Source organism: Methylobacterium sp. Leaf106 (genome assembly GCF_001422895.1).
In the GTDB taxonomy this organism is placed as follows: Bacteria; Pseudomonadota; Alphaproteobacteria; order Rhizobiales; family Beijerinckiaceae; genus Methylobacterium; species Methylobacterium bullatum.
Genome location: NZ_LMNB01000012.1, coordinates 464309 through 485131, shown reverse-complemented (window position 1 = coordinate 485131; position 20823 = coordinate 464309). Strand labels below are relative to the sequence as shown.

The 20823-nt window shown below is 68.4% G+C and carries 18 protein-coding genes; 12 read left to right on the top strand and 6 right to left on the bottom strand.

All coding sequences use genetic code 11. The annotated features are described in order from the left end of the window. Position 1 precedes the first annotated feature (1 nt). The 6 genes from ASF34_RS10040 (at position 2) to ASF34_RS10015 (ending at position 7571) form a co-directional block, all read left to right on the top strand. Positions 2 to 1294 (top strand): hypothetical protein, encoded by a 1293-nt coding sequence (locus tag ASF34_RS10040; protein WP_056160842.1) that lies wholly within the window; start codon positions 2 to 4, stop codon positions 1292 to 1294. 103 nt (positions 1295 to 1397) lie between these two features. Next, positions 1398 to 2582, top strand: coding sequence for a GNAT family N-acetyltransferase (locus tag ASF34_RS10035; RefSeq protein WP_056160841.1), 1185 nt, complete (start codon positions 1398 to 1400; stop codon positions 2580 to 2582). A 595-nt stretch (positions 2583 to 3177) separates the two neighbouring features. Next, on the top strand, positions 3178 to 3600 hold the full coding sequence (locus ASF34_RS10030; protein WP_056160839.1) for a helix-turn-helix domain-containing protein: 423 nt from the start codon (positions 3178 to 3180) through the stop codon (positions 3598 to 3600). A 139-nt stretch (positions 3601 to 3739) separates the two neighbouring features. After that, the gene (metK, locus tag ASF34_RS10025) at positions 3740 to 4918 is read left to right on the top strand and encodes a methionine adenosyltransferase (protein WP_018041796.1); all 1179 of its coding nucleotides are present in this window, start codon (positions 3740 to 3742) and stop codon (positions 4916 to 4918) included. Positions 4919 to 4921: 3 nt separating this feature from the next. Further along, positions 4922 to 5659: a tRNA (guanosine(46)-N7)-methyltransferase TrmB gene (trmB, locus tag ASF34_RS10020; RefSeq protein WP_200913245.1), complete on the top strand. Its 738-nt coding sequence runs from the start codon at positions 4922 to 4924 to the stop codon at positions 5657 to 5659. Between the two features lie 151 nt (positions 5660 to 5810). Next, on the top strand, positions 5811 to 7571 hold the full coding sequence (locus tag ASF34_RS10015; RefSeq protein ID WP_056160837.1) for a sensor histidine kinase: 1761 nt from the start codon (positions 5811 to 5813) through the stop codon (positions 7569 to 7571). Positions 7572 to 7578: 7 nt separating this feature from the next. Here the strand turns inward: ASF34_RS10015 and ASF34_RS10010 are convergent, their stop codons facing one another. Continuing rightward, on the bottom strand, positions 7579 to 8553 hold the full coding sequence (locus ASF34_RS10010) for a hypothetical protein (protein ID WP_056160835.1): 975 nt from the start codon (positions 8551 to 8553) through the stop codon (positions 7579 to 7581). A gap of 238 nt (positions 8554 to 8791) precedes the next feature. Here ASF34_RS10010 and ASF34_RS10005 point away from each other — a divergent pair, with 238 nt between their 5' ends. Continuing rightward, positions 8792 to 9391 (top strand): superoxide dismutase, encoded by a 600-nt coding sequence (locus ASF34_RS10005; RefSeq protein WP_018041792.1) that lies wholly within the window; start codon positions 8792 to 8794, stop codon positions 9389 to 9391. Positions 9392 to 9618: 227 nt separating this feature from the next. Beyond that, positions 9619 to 11148 carry a murein biosynthesis integral membrane protein MurJ gene (gene murJ / locus ASF34_RS10000; RefSeq protein WP_056160833.1) on the top strand — a complete coding sequence of 510 codons (1530 nt, stop codon included), beginning with the start codon at positions 9619 to 9621 and terminating at the stop codon, positions 11146 to 11148. Positions 11149 to 11653: 505 nt separating this feature from the next. On the opposite strand, the gene ASF34_RS09995 is transcribed toward murJ, so the two are convergent. The 3 genes from ASF34_RS09995 to tlpA all read right to left on the bottom strand — a co-directional run bounded on the left by ASF34_RS09995 (position 11654) and on the right by tlpA (position 15506). Continuing rightward, entirely contained in the window at positions 11654 to 12820 is a 1167-nt protein-coding gene (locus ASF34_RS09995; RefSeq protein WP_056160832.1) for a YncE family protein, read from the bottom strand. Between the two features lie 121 nt (positions 12821 to 12941). Then, on the bottom strand, positions 12942 to 14630 hold the full coding sequence (locus ASF34_RS09990; RefSeq protein WP_056160830.1) for a methyl-accepting chemotaxis protein: 1689 nt from the start codon (positions 14628 to 14630) through the stop codon (positions 12942 to 12944). Between the two features lie 228 nt (positions 14631 to 14858). Then, on the bottom strand, positions 14859 to 15506 hold the full coding sequence (gene tlpA / locus ASF34_RS09985; RefSeq protein ID WP_056160828.1) for a thiol:disulfide interchange protein TlpA: 648 nt from the start codon (positions 15504 to 15506) through the stop codon (positions 14859 to 14861). A gap of 54 nt (positions 15507 to 15560) precedes the next feature. Between tlpA and argH the strand changes: the two genes are divergently transcribed. The 3 genes from argH to ASF34_RS09970 all read left to right on the top strand — a co-directional run bounded on the left by argH (position 15561) and on the right by ASF34_RS09970 (position 18250). Further along, entirely contained in the window at positions 15561 to 16958 is a 1398-nt protein-coding gene (gene argH, locus ASF34_RS09980) for an argininosuccinate lyase (RefSeq protein WP_056160826.1), read from the top strand. A gap of 116 nt (positions 16959 to 17074) precedes the next feature. Beyond that, the gene (locus ASF34_RS09975; RefSeq protein ID WP_056161162.1) at positions 17075 to 17398 is read left to right on the top strand and encodes a hypothetical protein; all 324 of its coding nucleotides are present in this window, start codon (positions 17075 to 17077) and stop codon (positions 17396 to 17398) included. A gap of 186 nt (positions 17399 to 17584) precedes the next feature. Continuing rightward, positions 17585 to 18250, top strand: a complete 666-nt coding sequence (locus ASF34_RS09970) for a hypothetical protein (RefSeq protein ID WP_018041785.1) — start codon at positions 17585 to 17587, stop codon at positions 18248 to 18250. Between the two features lie 54 nt (positions 18251 to 18304). Here the strand turns inward: ASF34_RS09970 and ASF34_RS09965 are convergent, their stop codons facing one another. Further along, positions 18305 to 18880: a sigma-70 family RNA polymerase sigma factor gene (locus ASF34_RS09965; protein ID WP_018041784.1), complete on the bottom strand. Its 576-nt coding sequence runs from the start codon at positions 18878 to 18880 to the stop codon at positions 18305 to 18307. Then, on the bottom strand, positions 18880 to 19170 hold the full coding sequence (locus ASF34_RS23435) for a NepR family anti-sigma factor (RefSeq protein WP_056160824.1): 291 nt from the start codon (positions 19168 to 19170) through the stop codon (positions 18880 to 18882). The genes ASF34_RS09965 and ASF34_RS23435 overlap by 1 nt, the downstream gene beginning before the upstream one ends. 482 nt (positions 19171 to 19652) lie before the next feature. Here ASF34_RS23435 and ASF34_RS09955 point away from each other — a divergent pair, with 482 nt between their 5' ends. Next, positions 19653 to 20816, top strand: a complete 1164-nt coding sequence (locus ASF34_RS09955) for a dimethylmenaquinone methyltransferase (RefSeq protein ID WP_056160822.1) — start codon at positions 19653 to 19655, stop codon at positions 20814 to 20816. Positions 20817 to 20823: the final 7 nt, after the last annotated feature.

Sequence of the window (20823 nt, the reverse complement as noted above, 5' to 3'; positions counted from 1 at the left end):
CATGCACGGTCTGAACCGCCTCGCGCGCCGCTTCATCCTCATGCTGGGGGGCGAAGTCACCCAGAGCGCCTTCCATTTCGGGATCAACATCGTCCTCGCGCGAAGCCTGAGCCCGCACGATTACGGACGCTTCGCCATCCTCTTCCTCGTGGGAGGGCTGGCGCTCACCTACATCCGGTCGCTGGCCGGCGTGCCGGCCACCATCGCGATTCCGCCGCGCGCCGGACGACGCGCGGCGCGCGGGTTCGACGTGACCTTCGGTACGGTGGCGGTCATCCTCTCCGCGACGATCGGGGCCGGGGTCTGCGCGGCGCTGATAGCGACCTCGGACATCAATGCCCTCGCGGGGAGCCTTTTCGTCGGCCTCTGGTCGCTCCGCAGCTATCTCCGCCTCGCGCTCTTCGCCAAGCACCGGCCGGCGATCTCGGGGCTGGGAGACGTGGTCTTCGCCCTCTCGGGCACCGCCTTCACCGTGGCGATGATCCATTTCCAGGGCGCGCCCAGCCTCGACGAGACCCTGTTCGCCCTGGCCTGCGCCAACGGCCTCGGCATCGTCGCATCGCTGGCCCTGCTGCGGGAACCGATCCGGCTCAGCCTCGGCCGCTCGGTGCGCCGCCGCTACGGGGCCATGATCCCGACCCTGTCGTGGTCGCTGGTCAACGTCACCACCGCCAATGTCCAGGGCCAGGGGCAGAGCCTTCTCGTGGCCGCCATCGCGGGGCCGGCCGCCTATGCGCCGATGGCCGCCACCTTCGTGCTGTTCTCACCCCTGCGGCTCTCGGCATCCGCCCTCATCAACATGGTCCAGCCCGAGGTGGCGGGCCATCTCGCCCGGGGCGAATTCACCCTCGCCCGCCGCTTCGCCTTCATCTGCTCCGGCCTCCTCGGGCTCGGCTGCATCGCCTACGGCGCCATCATCCTCTGGGCGCTCGAACTCATCGAGCACAAGCTGTTCGCCGGCCAGTTCACGGCGGCGCCGATGACGCTGATCGCGGTGGCGGCCTGGGCCATCGTCACGGTCTCGCTCATCCACGCGCCGATGCGGGTGCTGATGGAGACGATGCAGGACTTCCGTCCCCTCTCGGTCATCGCGGGCGTGAGCGTGGGAATCGGCGCCGTCGCCGTGATCGGCCTGCTGCTGGTGGCTCAGCCGGCCTGGTCGCTCTTCGGCGTCCTGTGTTCGGAAGTCGTGGTCCTGGCGGGTTGCCTGTGGATGCTGAAGCCCTGGCGCTCCGTCCTGCCTCGGATGCGGTCCGACCTCGGCCGCGATACCGAGGCGGGGGTCGGCCGATGACCCGCCTCCCCTTCCGCGAGGCTCCTCGCACCATCCATCCCGACACGTCGGATGCGCGCGCGGGTGTGTCTCGCCGCGCAGCGACAGCCAGGACATCCCAGTCATGAGCGTGATCCAAGACGTCCCCGCACCGACGCGCCCCACCTCCCTCGGCGGTTACCAGGCGCGCCTCCACACGACGATGGCGACGGTCGCCCATCTCTGGAGCAGGCTCGAATCCGATGGCACCGCCACGGCCTATCAGCGCCTCGACTGGGCGACGGCCGTCGTCGAGCGCCTGGGCACCGCCTCCAAGGCCGAGCCGGTCATCGTCGAGGTGACCGACGCCAACGGGCGTTCGGTCATGCTGGTGCCGCTGGCACGTCTGCGCCTTCGCGGCTACCGGACGATCACCTGGCTCGATCTCGGCGTCTGCGACTATGCGGCACCGATCCTCGCCCCCTGCATCGACCTCTCCGCCGACGAGATGGCCCAGGCCTGGAGGGCGATCCGCGACGTGCTCCCCCGGGCCGACCTGATCCAGATCAGCCGCATCCCCGACGACGTGACCGGCCGGCCGAATCCCTTCGCCACCCTGCCCGGCTGCAGCCGGATGGACATGCAGGCCTCGGGCGTCGCCATCGAGGGCGACGCCGAGACGCTGCTCGCGCGCCTGTGCCGTCCCAGCACCCTGAAGGACATGGCCAAGCTGCGCCGGCGCCTGGAGCGGGCGGGCACCGTCACCTTCGTGGAGGCGCGAAGCGCCGAGGAGATCGACCGGATCTTCGATGCGCTGGTGGAGCAGCGCCGCTCGCGCTTCGCCGAGATCGGCCGGTTCAACCTGCTCTCGCGGCCCGATGTGGAGGCGTTCTACCGTGAGTGCGCCCATCGGGGCCTCGTCGGCGGACCGGTCCGCCTGTTCGGACTGGCGGTCGATGGGGAATGGATCGCCTGCGCCTACGGCCTCGTCCATGGCGGGACCTTCCATGGCATCCTGCTGACCATGGCGGGAGAGGCCTGGCGCAACACCTCGCCGGGCCTGCACATCGTCGCCGAAACCCTGCGCTGGGCCCGCGCCGAGGGGCTCGGCTATTTCGATTTCACCGTCGGCGTGATGCCCTACAAATCCGATTTCGGCGTTCAGACCCGTGACCTGAGCGAGCTCTACGAGGTCGTGACCCTGCGCGGCCGCCTGGTGAAGCACGCGATCGCGGGAGCCGAGGCCTCGAAGGTCTGGCTGCGCAGCCATCCGGAATGGTTCGCCCGCGCGCAGAAGGCGCGCCGGTGGCTGCGGCGCAAGGTGGCCTGAAACTGCCGCTCCAAGCGCCGGTTGGCCTCCCCGTCCGATGATGCTAGGGAAACGCTTGGTGAGTCTCCGTAGCTCAGCTGGACAGAGCACAGGTTTCCTAAACTTCAATTGGGCGTCGCGAGGGGAAACCACGCGGCGGATCCGCTCAAATTCGGGGAACGCCCACGGCCCGCACGCTTGCTGGTCCGGCCGATCCCGAGCCAAGCCCCGGAGCCATCCGGGGAAGGTGTAGAGACTAGACGGGCGGCGCCTAAAGATCGCGAAGGGTCATTCCCGATCGATCCATGGCGAAGGGATAGTCCAGACCACGAACGCTCCGGCAAGGGGCGGCGGCGGAAGCCGAAGTGGGATGAAACCTGGGGTCGCAGGTTCGAGACCTGCCGGGGACGCCACCATCACCCCATCCTCGACCGATCGCGCGTCTCCCGGCCGAATGCCGGGCAAGGGCGTGGAATAGTGCGGCCGTGCCGTCTTTTTCGGGTTGGGTTGAACAAGGGAACGTGGAAGAAACAGCGACCATAAGAAGCATGAGCGTCGAGGATCCGCCCGAGGGCAAGGTGCGCGGCAAAGCTCATGAGACTGGACGGGATCTGACATGGCTGGGCAAAAGACCGATGCACGCGATGTCCATGTCGGCATGCGCATCGCCGAGCAAAGGAAGAAATCGGCCCTGACCCAGAAACGTGTCGCCCAGAGCTTTGGCATGTCTGCGGCACAACTCCAGAAGTACGAGAAGGGCATCAACCGCATCAGCGCGATCCATCTCGAGATTCTGAGCCGCATGACCGGCATGCCGATCGATTACTTCTTCGATGGCATGAACCGTAGCGACGACGCCCCGCCCCGCGGACTGAGCGAGGCACCCCAGCAGGCCTTCGTACCCCAGGATGGAGCGCAGGCCGCGTGGAGCGGTCTCGTCGATGTCGTGGCCAAGCACGTGACGGAGCATTTCTCGGACGCCAACCGCCGCGAGTTCGCCGCTGCCATCCATGCCCTCGACGAGAAGCTGAACGGCTGATCTACAGTATGATTCGTTCGTTTTAGCGGATACGTTCGGTTTGTCATCTTGACCGCCTGAGGAGGGAGTGCCAGAAGCTCTCCGTTCCGAAGACCGGGTCGAACGCTGCCGAGGCGAACCCGAAACCGGGGGGCCTCAGATGCCGCGTTCCAACTACCTGTTCACCAGCGAGTCGGTCTCCGAAGGCCATCCGGACAAGGTCTGCGACCGGATCTCGGACACCATCGTGGATGCCTATATTTCCGCGATGCCGGAAGCTCGCCTCGGGGTCGAGACCCTGGCCACCACCAACCGCATCGTCATCGCGGGCGAGGTGCGCGGCCCGGATTCCGTGACCTTCGAGCACCTGGAGCACCTCACCCGTGAAGCGGTGAAGGACATCGGCTACGAGCAGTCGGGCTTCCACTGGAAGAACAACGACATCGCCATCCACCTCCACGCCCAGTCCGCCGATATCGCGCAGGGCGTGGATTCGTCCGGCAACAAGGACGAGGGTGCCGGCGACCAGGGCATCATGTTCGGCTACGCCTCGGACGAGACGCCCGAGCTGATGCCGGCGCCGATCTACTACGCCCACAAGATCCTCAAGGATCTGGCCGACGCCCGCAAGGGTAAGCAGGGCGATGCGGCCAAGCTCGGCCCCGATGCCAAGAGCCAGGTCACCGTCCGCTACGAGAACGGCCGTCCGGTCGGCGTCACCCAGATCGTGCTGTCCACCCAGCACATCGACGAAACCCTCGATTCCGCCGACGTGCGCGCCATCGTCGAGCCCTACATCCTGGCGGCCCTGCCCCAGGGCTGGGTCGGCGAGGAGACCGTCTGGCACGTCAATCCCACCGGCAAGTTCGTCATCGGCGGCCCGGATGGGGATGCCGGCCTCACCGGCCGCAAGATCATCGTCGACACCTATGGCGGCGCGGCACCGCATGGCGGCGGCGCCTTCTCGGGCAAGGATCCGACCAAGGTCGACCGTTCGGCGGCCTACGCCGCGCGCTACCTCGCCAAGAACGTGGTGGCCGCCGGCCTCGCCACCCGCGCCACGATCCAGCTCGCCTACGCCATCGGCGTCGCCAAGCCGCTCTCGATCTACGTGGACCTGCACGGCACCGGGACCGTCGACGAGGCCAAGCTCGAGACCGTGCTGATGGACGCGCTCGACCTCTCGCCCCGCGGCATCCGCCTCGCCCTCGGCCTCAACAAGCCGATCTACGCCCGCACATCCGCCTACGGCCATTTCGGCCGCAAGCCCGAGGATGACGGCGGCTTCTCGTGGGAGCGCACCGACCTCGCCGACAAGCTCAAGTCGGCCCTGTCCTGACCCGTGGCGTACGGGCGGGATGAACTCCCGCCCGACGAGGGCGGGACGGCAATCGAGGGCGCGGACCGTGCCTTCTACGGCCGGCGCAAGGGCAAGCGCCTGCGGGCCGGACAGGAGCAACGTCTGGCCGATCTGCTGCCGCGCCTGCGCGTCGCGCTGCCGGCGGAAGGTGCGCGGCTCGACCTGCCCACGCTTTTCCCGCATCCGGTGGACGAGGTCTGGCTCGAGATCGGGTTCGGCGGCGGCGAGCATCTGGCCGCCCAGGCTACGCGCCACCCACAGGTCGGCATCATCGGCGCCGAGCCTTTCGTCAACGGCGTCGTCAAGCTGCTGCGGGCCGTGGATGACGGCGACCTCGCCAATGTCCGGATCTGGGACGAGGACGCCACGCAACTCCTCGCCGCCATTCCGGATGCGAGCCTCGCCCGCGTCTACCTGCTCTATCCCGATCCCTGGCCCAAGCGCCGCCAGCGCAAGCGGCGGTTCGTCTCGGACGAGACACTGGCCGAGATCGCCCGGGTCCTGAAGCCCGGCGGCGTCTTCCGTTTTGCCAGCGACATCGACGATTATGCGGGCTGGACCCTGGTGCGGGCGGCCCGGTGCGACGCCCTCGACTGGACCGCCGAAGCGGCGGCCGATTGGACGCGACCCTTCCCGGAATGGCCGGGCACCCGCTACGAGGCCAAGGCGATCGCGGCCGGCCGTGGTCCGACCTACCTGGAGTTCCGCCGCCTCGGCTGAACGGGTGCGGTCCAGCACTGCTTTTTCGTCGTAAGCCCTTGCGGCGCAGAGCGTTGCGACCTCAGATGCCGAGGCAACGAGCATCCGGGGTTACCGGATCGAGCGATGATGCCCCATACGAGTCCGGGGCGCCGCCGAGTGAGGGTGCGGAGTGGGCAGCGGATCTGATCGAGGATCGCCAGTGCCAGGGGATGCGCGCTCCCCGGCCGACCCCTATCGGCGCGGCTTCGAGGAGGCCGGGATCGGCCTGGTGATCGTCGATCCCGCCACGAATCGCATCTACGATGCCAACCGGTTCCTGACGACCCTGCTCGGATACGAAGCCGGAAGCCTACCGGGCCAACCCGTCACCGTGTTCGGAGACGATCCCGACGTGCTCTCCGCCGGCATCCGGCGCTGGACCACCACGAGCGGCACGCCACTGGACGTCCGCATCCGACCTTCGGCGGCCACGGATGAGGGCCACCTTCGAACCTTCGTAGTGGAACGGGTCGACGCCGACGACATCGTGCGCTCGGAGGAGAACCGCGCCGCCCTCACCGCCGCCGGGCTCGGAGAATGGCGGATCGATCTCGCGGACGGGCTCCTCAGAGTGTCGCGGCGGGCGGCCCATATCCTCGGCTTCCCTCCCGGTACGTCACTGACCTGGCCGCAGGTCGCTGGCCTGATGGAGGCACCCGAGGTGGAGAGGGTGAAGGCGACCGCCCGTGCGGCGATGCGCGCCGACACCCCCTTCGCCATCGAAGCCCGCCTGCGTCGCGCGGGCGACGACATCGAGATCCGGGTCAGTGCCAGGGGGCAGGCGATCGGTGCCGTGGGCGACCGGTCCGGAATCGTGGTGGGCGTGCTGCAGGACGTGACGACGCGGGTGGGCGCGCGCGACGCCCTCCGCGAGAGCGAGGAGCGCCTGCGCATCGCCACGTCGCTGGCCGAACTCGGCATCTTCGAATGGCACATGCTGGACGATCAGGCCGTCTGGGAGAACGAGCGCATGTTCGCGATCTTCGGGCGTCGCCCCGAGGAGGGGGCACTCGGCAAGCGCGAATTCCTGAGTACCGTCCTCCATCCCGACGACCGCCCCGCGTTCCGCCGGGCGATCTCGACGGCTCTGCGCGAGGATTCCACCCTTCAGGCCAGCGGCCGCATCCAACGCGCGCATGACGGCGCGTGGCGCATCATCGACATGGCCGGGCGTTTCGAGAGCGACGCCCCCGACCGCCTCCCCCGCAGGCTCATTGGCGTCGTCGCCGACGTGACCGAACGCAGGATCGCCGAAGAGCGGCAGGCCCTGCTGATCCGCGAATTGCACCACCGGGTGAAGAACACTCTGGCGACCGTCCAGGCCATCGTCGGCTCCACCGCCCGCACGGCGTCGAGCATCGAGAGTTTCTACGAGGCTTTCGTCGGGCGGATCATGTCGCTCGCCCATACCCATTCGGTCCTCACCGAGGATACCTGGCAGACCGCCTCCCTGCGCAACCTCCTGGAGAACGAACTCAGACCCTATGGCGACGGTGCCTCGGACGGTCCGGGCGCGAGGCGGATCGTCCTCGACGGGCCACCGGTGGACCTCGCCTCCGAGATCGCGGTTCCGATCGGCATGGCGATCCACGAACTGACCACCAACGCGGCGAAACACGGCGCGCTCTCGACGCAGGAGGGACGGGTCACCATCACCTGGAACGTCACGGAGAATGCGGGCGGCAAGACGCTGCATCTCGAATGGTCGGAATCCGAGGGGCCCCCGGTGCGACCGCCGACCCGCCAGGGTTTCGGCTCACGCCTGCTGCAGCGCGTGCTCACGGCCCAGGTCCGTGCCGACATCGCCACGAGCTATCCGCCCGAAGGGTTTCGCCTGACCATGACGGCGCCGCTGCCCGCCCGGACCGAGGGGCTGAACCCGCTGGCCTGACGGAGCGTCACGCCGCGCCGCGGGCGGCCCCCTCTTCGCCGCCCGCCTCGACGAAGGCCTTGAGCTCGTCGAGGGAATCGAAGGTGAACTGGCCGCGCGGCGTATCCGCCTCGATGGAGCCGTTCGAGTACATCACGTAGGTGTTGCCACCGGAGGCGTAAGTGCCCACCACCGCAAGACCGCCCTTGGCGGGGCTCGCGGCCGGATCGGCTTCCTCGGGCGGCGGCGGCGGCGGGGCGGGCACGGGCTCCGGCGCAGTCTCCGGCTCATCCACGACGGACGATCGCAGGCCCAGGGGCTCCTCCCGATCGGCCTCGCGGGGCGGCGATGGAGGCACCGCGACTGGCGCCGGGGGGGCGTCCGCGACAATGGGCGCGGGCTCCGGTGCCGGAATGACCGTATCGACCATGGCCGTCGGCTTGACCGCCCGCGGCGGCTTGTTCGGCTTGATCCGGCGCGCCGGTGCCGCCTCGGAATCGGGCTCGACCGCGCGGATCGGGCTCTGCCGGGCGTCCTCGACGGGGGGCGGCGGCGGATCGGGCAGGAGATCCGGCAGGAGGGGCGATGCCGGGTCGCTGCCGAGGGGCAATGCGGGCGCGGCATCGTCAGCGAAACGGGGCGGCGACGGGGGCCTCGGCTCGGCGAGCCCCACCGCGCTCGGGCGCTGCCGCCCGGGGGAGACCGCCTCCTCCGCCCCATCGGCCGCGCCGAGCTCCGGCGGCTCGATCCGGCCCCGTGCCTCGAACACCGAAGGATCGACGCCGAGCCCGGCCCCCTGCTCCAGCAGGACCCGCTCCAGACGCTTCAGGTAGGTGGCGACCACGGCAAGGCCGAGGAGGAGCGCGCCGGACGAGGCCGTGGCGGCCCCCGCGATGGTCATCGTCCATCCGCTTTCCAGCCTGACATAGGGGAAGCCCTGGACGACGGAGGCAATGCCGCCGACGATCATGACGACGGCGAGCGCGAACAGCGCGAGGATCATGGAACTCTCTAGATGACGCCTGCACGTAGGAAGTGCGGCGCGCACAGTAAGGCCCGGCCCGGGTTTTGCAAAATCGATCGGCAAGGAAATCCCCGTTCACCGTTCGATACCGGACGCCCGTTGCCCTTGGCGGAGGAGCGACTTAGGTACGAGCGCGTTGGCCGGATGACGGCGCGACCCTCGCATCCCTCGGAGCGAGACCCGCCATCCTGTGCCACCAGACCCGGGAGACCTGCCGATGACCTTCACCCTGCCCGAACTGCCCTACGCCTACGACGCGCTCGGCCCCTACATGTCGAAGGAGACCCTCGAGTTCCACCACGACAAGCACCACAAGGCCTATGTCGACACCGGCAACAAGCTGCTCGAAGGCACGGGTCTCGAAGGCAAGACCGTCGAGGAGATCGTCACGGCGTCCTACGGCACCAACCAGCCGCTGTTCAACAATGCCGGCCAGCACTTCAACCACCTCCATTTCTGGAACTGGATGAAGCCCAATGGCGGCGGCGCGGCCCCGGCGGCCCTGGCCGCGAAGATCGATGAGGATCTCGGCGGCTTCGACAAGTTCAAGGCGGACTTCATCCAGGCTGGCGTCAGCCAGTTCGGCTCGGGCTGGGCGTGGCTCGCGGTCAAGGACGGCAAGCTCGCGATCCTGAAGACCCCCAACGGCGAGAACCCGCTGGTGCATGGCGCGAAGCCCATCCTCGGCGTCGACGTGTGGGAGCACTCCTACTACATCGACTACCGCAACCGCCGCCCCGACTACCTCAAGGCGTTCATCGAGAACCTGGTGAACTGGGAATACGTCGAGAAGCTCTACGGCGAAGCGTCCAAGTAAGTCTTTTCGATTCCGGCGCCGCGGGTCTCCCGATCTGCGGCGCTGTCGTGTCCACCTTGTCGGACGTGCGTCCGATCCCTCTCCCCTCTGCGGGAGAGGGTGCCTGCGGAGCAGGCGGGTGAGGGGTCGGCCCCTCCGGATAACGCGTTCCCCTCTCCCGACCCGCTTCGCGGGCCACCCTCCCCCGCAAAGGGGGGAGGGATCGCGACGTCGAGATCGATCCCATCATGATCCGCAGCATCCTCTCCGTCGGCGGCTGGACGCTGGTGTCCCGCGTCACCGGCTTTGCCCGCGACGTGGTGATGGCGGCCGTGCTCGGTGCCGGTCCGGTGGCCGATGCCTTCGTGGTCGCATTCCGGCTGCCGAACCATTTCCGCGCCATCTTCGGCGAGGGGGCGTTCAACACCGCCTTCGTCCCGAGCTATGCCGGCCTTTCGGAGACCGGCGAGGAAGGCGCGGCCAGGCGCTTCGCGACCCGCGTCTTCACCCTTCTGCTACTGACGCAGATCGTGCTGCTCGCCCTTGCGTGGTCGGCGATGCCCTGGGTGGTGCGGGCCCTGGCACCGGGCTTCTCGGACGATCCCCTGCGCTTCGATCTCGCCGTCGCGCTGACACGGATCACCTTTCCCTACCTCCTCTTCATCACCCTGGTGACCCTGCTGTCGGGCATCCTCAATGCCCATCGCCGCTTCGCCGTGGCGGCGGGAGCACCGGTTCTCCTCAACCTGTCGATGCTGGTGGCCCTGGCGCTGGCGGGGTTCTTTCCGAACGCCGCCTATGCCGCCGCCTGGGGCGTCTCCGTCTCGGGCGTGCTGCAATTCGGCCTCGTCTGGCTCGGCTGCCAGCGCGCGGGCATCGCGCCGGAATTGGGGAGGCCGACCTTGCGCGATCCGGCGATGACGCGGTTCTTCAAGGTGCTCGGTCCGGCGGTGATTGGCGCGGCCGGATTTCAGATCGCCTCCTTCGCCGACACGATCATCGCGAGTTTCCTGCCCACCGGAGCGGTCTCGGCTCTCTACTACGCCGACCGGCTGTACCAGCTGCCCTTCGGCGTCATCGCCATCGCGGCGGGAACGGTGCTGCTTCCGGAGATGAGCCGGCGGATCGCCAAGGGCGACGTTGCGGGGGCGCATGCGGCGCAGAACCGGGCGGCGGGCTTCTCGCTCGCTTTATCGGCCCCCTTCACCATCGCCTTCCTCACCCTGCCGGGCCTGATGATGACGGCGCTGTTCCAGCGCGGAGCGTTCAGCGCCGAGGATGCCGCCCGCGCCGCTTCGGTACTCGCCGCCTACGGCCTCGCGCTCCCCGCCGTAGTGCTGGTGCGCAGCGCGGTGGCGAGTTTCTACGCACGCCAGGACACGATGACACCGCTCATCGCCTCGCTCGCTTCCATCGCCCTCAACGTCGCGCTCAAGATCGTGCTCACCGGCCCCTACGGCGTGACCGGCCTGGCGCTCGCCACCGCCATCGGCCAATGGCTGAACCTCGCGCTCCTCGTGGGGCTTGCCTGGCGTCGGGGCTGGACGGCACCGAGCCGGGGCCTCGGCGTAACGATCATCGGCGTGGTCGTCGCCTGCGCCGCCCTCGCCGCCACGGCGATCTACGGCCTGCCGATTGTGGAACGGTCGGTACCGGCCCTGCCGCATTTCCGCGAGATCGTGGTGCTCGGGCTTCTCGGGCTTCTCGGCGCCCTCATTTACGCCGCCCTGTTGCTCGGGACCCTACGGGCCTTCGGCCTGCGCCTGCGCCGGGCCTGATCCTCTCGGATCAACAGCCCCGACAGATCCCGTTCAGGACGCGGTCCAGCTGCTTCTGCCGGTTGGTCCGCTCGTTCGGATCGACGATGGGGGCGCCGGCCGCACCCGGCGGAACGGTCTGGCCCGTGGTCGACGTATGAGGCGCCGTGACGGTGGTTTCAGGTCCGCCCCCCGTTCCGGTGACGGCGGCCCGTGCTCCAGACAGGCCGACAAGGAACGACAGACCGAGAGCAACGGCGATGATGCGACCGTGACGTCTCGATCGCTCTGAACCCTCGTATCGATCTCGCATCATTCCTCCCCGCATCGTGTCGGCGGCGTGCCAGCACAGCCTATGCTTTCGGCTTGCGCGCCTCTCTCTGTATCGAAACCGAAAAACCGGTGACAAATCAGACGGGTTCCAGAATTAAATCACCGGCGATACGGGGATTAATCTCGTCCGACCGGCTGGTTCTCCGTATCGGGTCGCACAGGCAAGGTGAGCCGCACACGGCAGGTCCCGGTGTTACTGTCCGGCCCGCCCCCGCATCGAGGCCGGTTGGCCGGGCAAGCTCAGCCGAAACCCCGTATCGTGAACTGCATCTCCGTCAATGCGGTAGACGCCGATGGTTCGGTCCACGTAATTGCCGATATAGATATGCGATCCCGATGGACTGAAGGCGATGCCTTGCGTCACCGCCCCCGCCTCGGCCTCTCCCGTGCGGCGGACGAGCCCCGACAGATCGATGGTGAGCAGCGCCACCGCCCCGGTCGGGGTGTAGCCGGGGCCGCTCGCCGGAGCGCTCGATCCGCGCACCACGGCCACCGCCGCGTGCCGGCCATCGGGCGAGATCGTCAGGGTTTCGGGCGTATCGCCGATGCCGAGATGATCGATCACCACCGGGCGCGGCGCATCGGCCCGGATCACGCTGACGCTGTCGGCGTGCCCGTCGCTGGGCTCGGGGCCGGTATTGGCGGCGAGTGCCAAACGCCCGTCGGGCGTGACCTCGAGGCCATAGATGCCGGGGCCGACGGGAAGGTCGAGGGCCGGATCGTAGGTGGCTTTGGCGCCGTCGAGGGCGAGGACACCCACCTTGGCCGCCTTGTTCTTGGCCACGAACGCGCGGCGCCCGTCCGGGGCGATGGCCAAAGCCGCCGCCTCGTCGCCGACATCCACGGTGGACACGGCGCGCACGCTCGTCCCCGCGATCGACAGGATCGTGACGCTGCGGCCCTCGCGGTTGGCCACGAGGGCGACATCGCCTGTCCGTGCGATGGCGAGGCCCGAGGGCTGGCGCCCGACGCGGATGGTCTCCACCAGACGCGGCGGGTCCGCGAGGAGGTCGATCACGTGGAGCCGGTCGTCCGCCTGCGCGTACCAGGCCTCGCCCTCCTGCCGCATGAGCACCGAACTCGCCACCAGCCCGAGCCGTCCGTCCGGGGTGATCTGCAGGTTGGTGGGCGGCCCGTAGACGGAATTGTCGAGGGGCAGGACATGAGCGAGGCGGGGGCGAGCCTCGTCGCTCACATCGACGATGGCCAGCGCATCGCGGCCGTTGGGACCGTTCCGGCCGCCCTCGGGCAGGAAGAAGGTCTTTCCGTCGAGCCCGACGAGGAGATAGGCCGGCGCCTCGACGGCGCAGGCGGGCGCGAGGCCGAGGAGCCCCGCCATCAAGATTCCCACGAGGCGCATCGTTCTCACTCCCAGCCGTCGCGGACGAGAGCCGCCGTGCCATCGCACCTGCCGATCCCGATGCGACGAAGGCATAATGATCCAGGACCGGAAAGGTTTACGGCGGATCAGGCGCCCGCTGTCATGCGGCCCGGACCGTGGAGAGGAACTGCGACATCGCGGCATCGAGTTGGTTGAACTGCAGTGACAATTCCGAGGCCGAGGCGAGAACCTGGGCCGAGGCGGCCCCCGTCTCCTCGGCGGCCGAGGCCACGGCACTGACGTTCTGCGTGACCTCCCTGGTCCCGGCCGAGGCTTCGGTGACGTTGCGGACGATCTCCTGGGTCGCCGCGCCCTGCTCCTCCACGGCCGCGGCGATGGAAGCGGACACGTCGTCGATCTCACGGATACGCTGGGTGATGCCGGCAATCGCCGAGACCGCCATGCCGGTGGAAGCCTGGACGCGCGCGATCTGGCCGGTGATCTCCTCGGTCGCCTTGGCGGTCTGGCTCGCCAGTGCCTTCACTTCGGAGGCGACCACGGCAAAGCCCCTCCCCGCCTCGCCCGCGCGCGCGGCCTCGATGGTGGCATTCAGCGCCAGCAGGTTGGTCTGGCCCGCGATCGTCGAGATCAGGGACACCACATCGCCTATGCGGGCGGTGGACTCGCTGAGATCGCGAACGAGCGCGGCGGTCTCGGCCGCCTCGATGACGGCACGTTGGGAGAGGCTGGCGGAGCCTTGCATCTGGCGGCCGATCTCCTGGACCGACGAGCCGAGTTCCTCGGCGGCAGAGGCCACCGTGGTGACGTTGGCGGCGGCGGTGTCCGCAGCGGTCGCGGCATTGCCGGAGCGTCGGGCGGTCATCGCGGCGGTGGCGCTCATGCTGCCCGCCGTGGCCTGCAACTCCGTGGCGGCGGCGCTGACCTGAGTGGCGATGCCGCCGACCGCGGCCTCGAACCGATCGGCCATGTCGAGCATGACCGCCCTGCGCTGGGCCTCGGAGCCGGCGCGCGCGGCTTCGGTTTCCGCCTCCAGGGCACGTGTGCGAATGATGTTGTCCTTGAACACCATGACGGATTTCGCCATCGCGCCCACTTCGTCCATGCGATCGATGCCGGGGACGTCGATATCCGTGTCTCCCCCCGCCAGAAGCTCCATCGCCGAGGTCATCCGGCGCAAGGGGCGGCTCACGGTGAGTGCCAGCATGATGGCGGCGCCTGAAGCCATGAGCGCCGCGATGGCGACGAGGACCATGGTCGCGATCACCGCACCGTCATAGGTCGCCTGCGCTTGGGCGCCGCTTTCGCGCGCCACGCGTGCTTCGTAGGTGACGAGCTTCTGAAGCTCGGTCAGCACCGCACTGATCCCCGTCGACATGGTCGTGTTGTAAGTGCGCTGGGCCTGGGCGAGATTGCCGGCCTGCGCCTCCATGACGATGCCGTCCTGCAACGCAAGGTAGGCAACCCATTGGGTCTCGAACGCCTTGTACAGTGCCTTCTCCTCGGCCGTGTCCAGGCGAGGCGTGTAGGCGGCCTGGACGTCGCGCATCTCATCGGCCCGCAATTTGAGCGTGGCGGCGGCGCTGGCGCGCAACTCCGGCGTATCCGCGTTGATCAGGCGCCCGCCACTCACCCGCTGCCGCAGGGCGAGAACCTGGATCCTGCCGAGCATCTCGGTGTTTGGCAGGTGATCGTCCCGCATTTCCCGCGCGATGTCATTGACCGCCCGAAGGAAATACAGCGATGCCCCTGCAAGTGCAGCCGACAACAAGAACATGATTCCGAAGCTGGCGACGAGCTTTGCTCGAACAGAAAAAGACTTAGGAAACATGGAAGCGGTGACCTCGAAATCCGAATTTCGGATGGAACACCGATCGTCTTAAGATCCCGTAACGTCGCAGATCGTCACTTGCCACGCCCTGAGCGGCAGAAACAAATTCGTGTCGCGTCCATTCCTAGACTGAACACAACCGAGGCTGAATGGCGCGAACACTGATAAGAGCGAGCATCGGCCGCCGCCATGATCGGGCGCGAGGTCCGGTCTCACCTGGGCTTGGATTCAATCCGGCGCGCGGCCGAGCGCCCCTCGTATCAGCCGCATGGCATCCTCGCTGCCCCAATCGGCCGGTCCCTTCATCACGCCGAGGATACAGCCCTTGGCGTCCACCAGCATCGTCGTGGGCAGGCCGAGCGAACCTGTCGCCTTCTGCATGGCCGGCAGGACCCGCCCGCCGGGATCGGCATAGTAGGCGAGGTTCGTGATCCCATTCTCCTTCAGCCATTGCGGCGGCTTCTCGAGATTGCGCGTGTCCACATTGATCGCCGCGACGGTGAAGTCCGTCCCCCCCAGCGTCTGCTCGAGCCGGTCGAGGGCCGGCATCTCGGCCTTGCAGGGGGCGCACCAGGTCGCCCATAGGTTCACCAGCGCGAGGCGGCCCTGCAACTGGGCCAGGGTCCGGTCGGAGCCGTCCGGCCCCTTGAACACGAGGTCCGGCGAGGGGCGGGGAACCTTGGAGATTTCCATGGCCGCCACCTCGCCACGGGCGTGGGGCGCGAGGCGCGCGATCGTCTCCACAGCGCCGCGGCACGGCTCGGCCACAGCCTCGCTGTTGCCGCCGGTCGGACGCGTCCCGTATACGGCGAGACCGCCCGCGATCAGGACGGCGACGACGGCTCCCGCAGCCAGGGTCGCCTTGGCTCCGGGCATCATCGTTGCGTCGCCCGACGGGTGGATGGGGCGGCCGAGAGGAACAGTGTCGACATGAGCAACCGGATGTGGGGCGGGCGCTTCGCGAGCGGCCCCGCCGAGATCATGGAGGAGATCAACGCCTCCATCGGATTCGACAAGCGCCTCGCACCCCAGGACATCCGCGGCTCGCTGGCGCATGTGGCGATGCTGGGCAAGGCGGGCATCCTGCCATCGGCCGATGTGGCAGCGATCGAGGACGGTCTCAAGGCCGTGCGCGCGGAAATCGAGGGCGGCGGCTTCGTGTTCAAGCGTGAGCTCGAGGACATCCACATGTCCGTCGAGAGCCGTCTCACCGAGATCGTCGGCCCCACGGCCGGGCGGCTGCATACCGCGCGTTCGCGCAACGACCAAGTCGCCACCGACATGAAGCTCTGGGTGCGCGACACCCTCGACAGCCTCGACGAGCAGGCCGCCGGCCTGCAGCGGGCCCTGGCCGAGAAGGCCCTTGCCCATGCGTCGACCGTGATGCCGGGCTTCACCCATCTGCAATCGGCCCAGCCCGTGACGTTCGGGCACCATTGCCTCGCCTATGTGGAGATGCTGGCCCGCGACCGTAGCCGGTTCCGCGATGCCCGCGCGCGGCTCAACGAATGTCCGCTCGGGGCCGCGGCGCTGGCCGGCACCTCTTTCCCCATCGACCGTCACGCCACGGCGCAAGCGCTCGGGTTCGACCGGCCCACCGCCAACTCCCTCGATTCCGTGGCCGACCGCGACTTCGCCCTGGAATCGCTCTCCGCCGCCTCGATCTGCGCCGTGCACCTGTCGCGCTTCGCCGAGGAACTGGTGGTCTGGACCTCGGCCCAGTTCAACTTCGTGAAACTGTCGGACGGCTACACCACCGGCTCGTCGATCATGCCGCAGAAGCGCAACCCGGATGCGGCCGAGCTCGTTCGCGCCAAGTCCGGCCGCGTCATCGGCGCGCTGACCGGCCTGCTCATCGTGATGAAGGGCCTGCCGCTGGCCTATTCGAAGGACATGCAGGAGGACAAGGAGGGCACGTTCGACGCGCTCCAGGCGCTCTCCCTGTGTCTGGCCGCCATGACCGGCATGGTCCGCGATCTGGAGCCCAATGCCGAGGTGCTCGCCCGCGCCGCCGGCTCCGGCTACGCCACCGCCACGGACCTCGCCGACTGGCTCGTGCGCGAGCTCGGCCTGCCGTTCCGCGAGGCGCACCACGTCACGGGCCGCCTCGTCGGCGCCGCCTCCGCCAAGGGGATCGGGCTGGAGGAACTGTCCCTCTCCGAGATGCAGGAAGCGGAGCCCAGGATCACCGATGCGGTCTATGCGGTGCTGGGCGTGGAGAATTCCGTCACCAGCCGCACCAGCTATGGCGGCACCGCGCCGGACAACGTGAGGGCGCAGGCCACACGCTGGCTGGCGCTGCTCGACGCGCCAGCCGCGACAGCGTGATTCACAGGGCGACAAAAAAGCTCGGCCGGAGCGGATGCGTTCACGGTCGAGCTATGTGATCCTGCCTAAAGCTCGGACCAAGCACGCCGGAGATGTCGATGCCCGTCGAGAGTTGGATGAATCCCGAAGACACCGCCGCCCTCGCGGCGGAAGCCACCACGCTGATCGATGCCGTTCTGGCCCGCCTGCCCGAGGCGGACAGCTCCGCCTTCTGGGCATCGATCCGCAAATGCTACAACACGCCCTACAACGACCCGAAGCCCCGCGCCCTGCCCGTCCGCGACGTGATGGAAGCGACGGCCACCGCACCGCATCTGGCGGCCTCCATCGCCGATCTGTCGACGGTCGGCGTGGCGGTCGCCGAGCCGCCTCGAGTGGAGATGGCGATGGGTGCCATCCTCGCGGGATCGACCTTCGGACCGGAGGCACACCCGGCCTGAATCCTCCGGGACTGCGGGGCTCTTGCGCGAACCCGATGCTCGATCCGGTCCGACGGGATGCCGTCCCGCCGCAATTCCGGACAATTTGGCAGCATGTGTCGACACCACGACGAACGCCGCCGATGACGCAGGTCCGCCGCGCGCGCTGCCGGCGGCTTTTCTTTCGTATTCGAGAACCTGAACACGATGCCGCATCCTCTCCGCCGCCTCCTCGTCGTCAGCGCCACGGCGGCTGTCCTGCCGATCCTCGGCCCAGCCCATTTCACCGGTCCGTCGCCGGCCATGGCGCAGCAGGAGGCCGCCGCGGAGACCGAGGCTCCGGCGAAATCCCGGGGACGCGGGCGGGAGAGGAAGAAGGCGGTGAGCGCGCCGGGCATGCAGCAGGCGACGCCGGTGGCCATTTTCGGCGACTGGAACGTCTTCGCCAACGGCCAGGGCAAGTCGCGCACCTGCTACGCCATCGCCCAGCCCCAGGCCCGGTCGCCGAAGACCCTCAAGCGCGACACCGCCTACCTGTTCGTGACCATCCGCAAGGGTGACAACGTCCAGAACGAGGTCGCGGTGATGTTCGGCTTCCCGCCCAAGCCCGCCGCCAGCCAGGCAAAGGCCAACGCCACCGCAGCCTCCGATCCGACCCTGAGCCTCGGCACCTCGCAGTACGGCTTGGTGGTGAAGGACGAGAACGCCTGGCTGCAGAACCCGTCCGAGGAAGCCCGCCTCGTCGGCGAGATGGCCAAACTGGCCAAGGTCCAAGTCAAGACGGTGTCCATGCGCGGCACCTCCACCAGCGACGAATACGCGCTGGCGGGATTCGGTGACGCGATGAAGCGCGCCCGCGAGGAGTGCAAGTAAGGGCACCTTCCGCGATACGCCGAGCCGCCGTCCCAGGAGGCCGGCGCGGCGGCGTCAGGCGCCGCCCAGCGCCGCCCGCGTGAACGCGTCGGCCCCGATATCCTGGGTGCCGTTCATGCCCAAAGTCTCGATCAGCCGGCCACGGGCGCGGCTCACGCGGCTCTTCATCGTGCCCACGGCGACGCCGCAGATCTCGGCGGCCTCCTCGTAGGTGAAGCTCTGCGCGCCCACGAGGACGAGGGCCTCGCGCTGGCTAAGCGGCAGCAGGTCTAGGGCGGCCTGGAACTCCCGCATCTCCACCCGGATCTCCTGCTCGGGCAGGCTGGTCAGTCGGCCGGCATGGGCCCCGTCGGCATCCTCGACCTCGCGCTTGCGCTTGCGCTGCTCGGAATAGAACAGGTTGCGCAGGATGGTGAACAGCCACGCCGTCAGGTTCGTGCCGCGAGCGAAGCTGTCCGCCTTGGTCCAGGCGCGCACCAGCGTGTCCTGAACCAGGTCGTCGCTGCGGTCGAGATCGTAGGTCAGCGAATAGGCGAAGGCCCTGAGGGCCGGGATCGCGCCGAGCAGGAGATCGCGCATCTCGGAATCGGCGCCGGCGGGCGTTCCGACGGGATGAAGGAGGCTGGTCATCATGAGGTCTCCCGCGAAGCAGGCTTGGCCGAGAGTTCGGTGAGGAGGGCCTCGAACCGGTCGGGCAGCGGCAGATTCAGGACGTCGCCGTAGAGGATGCGGAGGTTTCGTCCGATCCGGCGCCGGGATTCCGTATCCATGCCGGCTCGCGCTCCGGCCGCGGCGGGGCAGGCCAAGGACGCTGCTTCGGAAGACGACGCTTCGCCGCCGGTGGCGTGGGAGCCGGAGGCCCGCTTCCCCGCGTCCAGCACCTCGAAAGGGCCGTGGATATCGCTGGCGTCGATCGTCATGGTTCTCCACCGTTATGTCGGTGTCGGTCCTAGTGACGAGCGCTTTAACGCGTTCTGAAAAATGTATTCAGAAACCTTTAAGCTTGCACAAGCAGCGTCTCCCCTCGGAATCACATCGTCAATAGAGATCTATTTGAGATGTCATGCGCGGACAAGCTGAGCCGTTGAATGACATTATATTTGCGAAGCTGGACAGGGGCTGAACGAAGACGGTGACTCCTGCGTGTACCGTGAGGAGGAAAGCTGGGTCGATCGTGTTGTCTCGAAGCGTGAGCGCAAAAGCCCGCGACGTCCCCGGACGCATGCTCCAGCCGCTTGCCATGCCAAACACTCGCTCACGCAGCAGGAACCGGAGGGGCCGCGTCGCGCGGCGTAACGCGCCGCCGCCGGGGAATTTCACCCGATCCCCGGTGGTATGGCTCGCCGAGGCCGTCCGTCTGCCCCATAAGGCGAGCGGAAGACCCGAGCCACGAGGACGAACCTTGACCGTCACCCAGCTGACCCACCACGACCTCGACGGCTACGGAGCCTCGACCATCGTCGGTGCCTTCCTCGACGTGTCGCGGATCGTCCATATCCCGCGCTATGCCGATGTCGGCCCGGTGGTCGATGCGGAACTGAAGCGGCTCTCCCGCGCCCAGGCGCCCGAATGCCTGATCATGACGGATCTCGGCCTGGAGGCCGTCGCCGTCACCTTCATCACCCGGTTCACTTCCATGAACCTGCGTCGCGACGAGGCCGCGCGGCACCGGCTGATCGTGCTCGACCACCATGCCTCCTCCCTCGACCAGCTGCGCGAGCAGGGCCTCACCCTCGCGTCCGTGCCGGAAAGACCCGGCCTGACGCGGGTCGAACTCCCCGACCCGAACGTGATCGTCCTCATCGACGAGGACCGCTGCGCCACCCGCCTCGCCTACGAGCATCGGGAGCTCTACGCCTCACGCGACGTCGAGGGCGAGACGACCGAGGAACTCGAGACGCTTGTCGCCGCCGTCGATGCCCTCGACCTGTGGAAGAAGGAGCGCCCGACCTTCCGGGGCGGCCTCGCCCTGGACGAGATCTTCTGGGACAACGTCGCGACCCTGATCCCCGTGGGCCATCCCTGGCATGACCGCTTCATCAGCGCGCTGCTGCGGGCGGTCTCCGCCCTGTTGCGCGAAGGGGCATCGCCGGCCCGCGTCGAGGCCGAGATCGCCGCGACCCGGCGTCGCCTCGTGGATGCGCTCCTGGCCGACGAGCCTCAGGACGACCCGTCCCTCACCACCCGCATGCGGATGGCCCGGGCGCTGGCCCGGTCGGATGCCCTGTTCCAGCGGCTCTCGGATGGGACGCTGCTCTCCTTCGGCCTCGATTCCGGCATGTTCCAGCGCGTGTCCGACCTCGTGATGGAGGGCGGCAGGGCGACCCGTGTGGTCAATGTCCAGCGCACGGGTTCGCTGTCGTTCCGCTCGAACAACGAAACGGCGCTGGACGGCGCGCGCAAGTTCCGTGGCGGCGGCCATAAGGATGCGGCCGGCGGCAAGCTGAATGCCGGATCGGCCTTCTCCCTGGCCGATGCCGTCTCCCAGGTGGAGCCGGTGCTCAACCCGCCCCAGCCCGATCCGGCCTCCAGCCCCTTCGCGGCGCTCAAGGCCTGGAAGGGCTGAGCCCGCG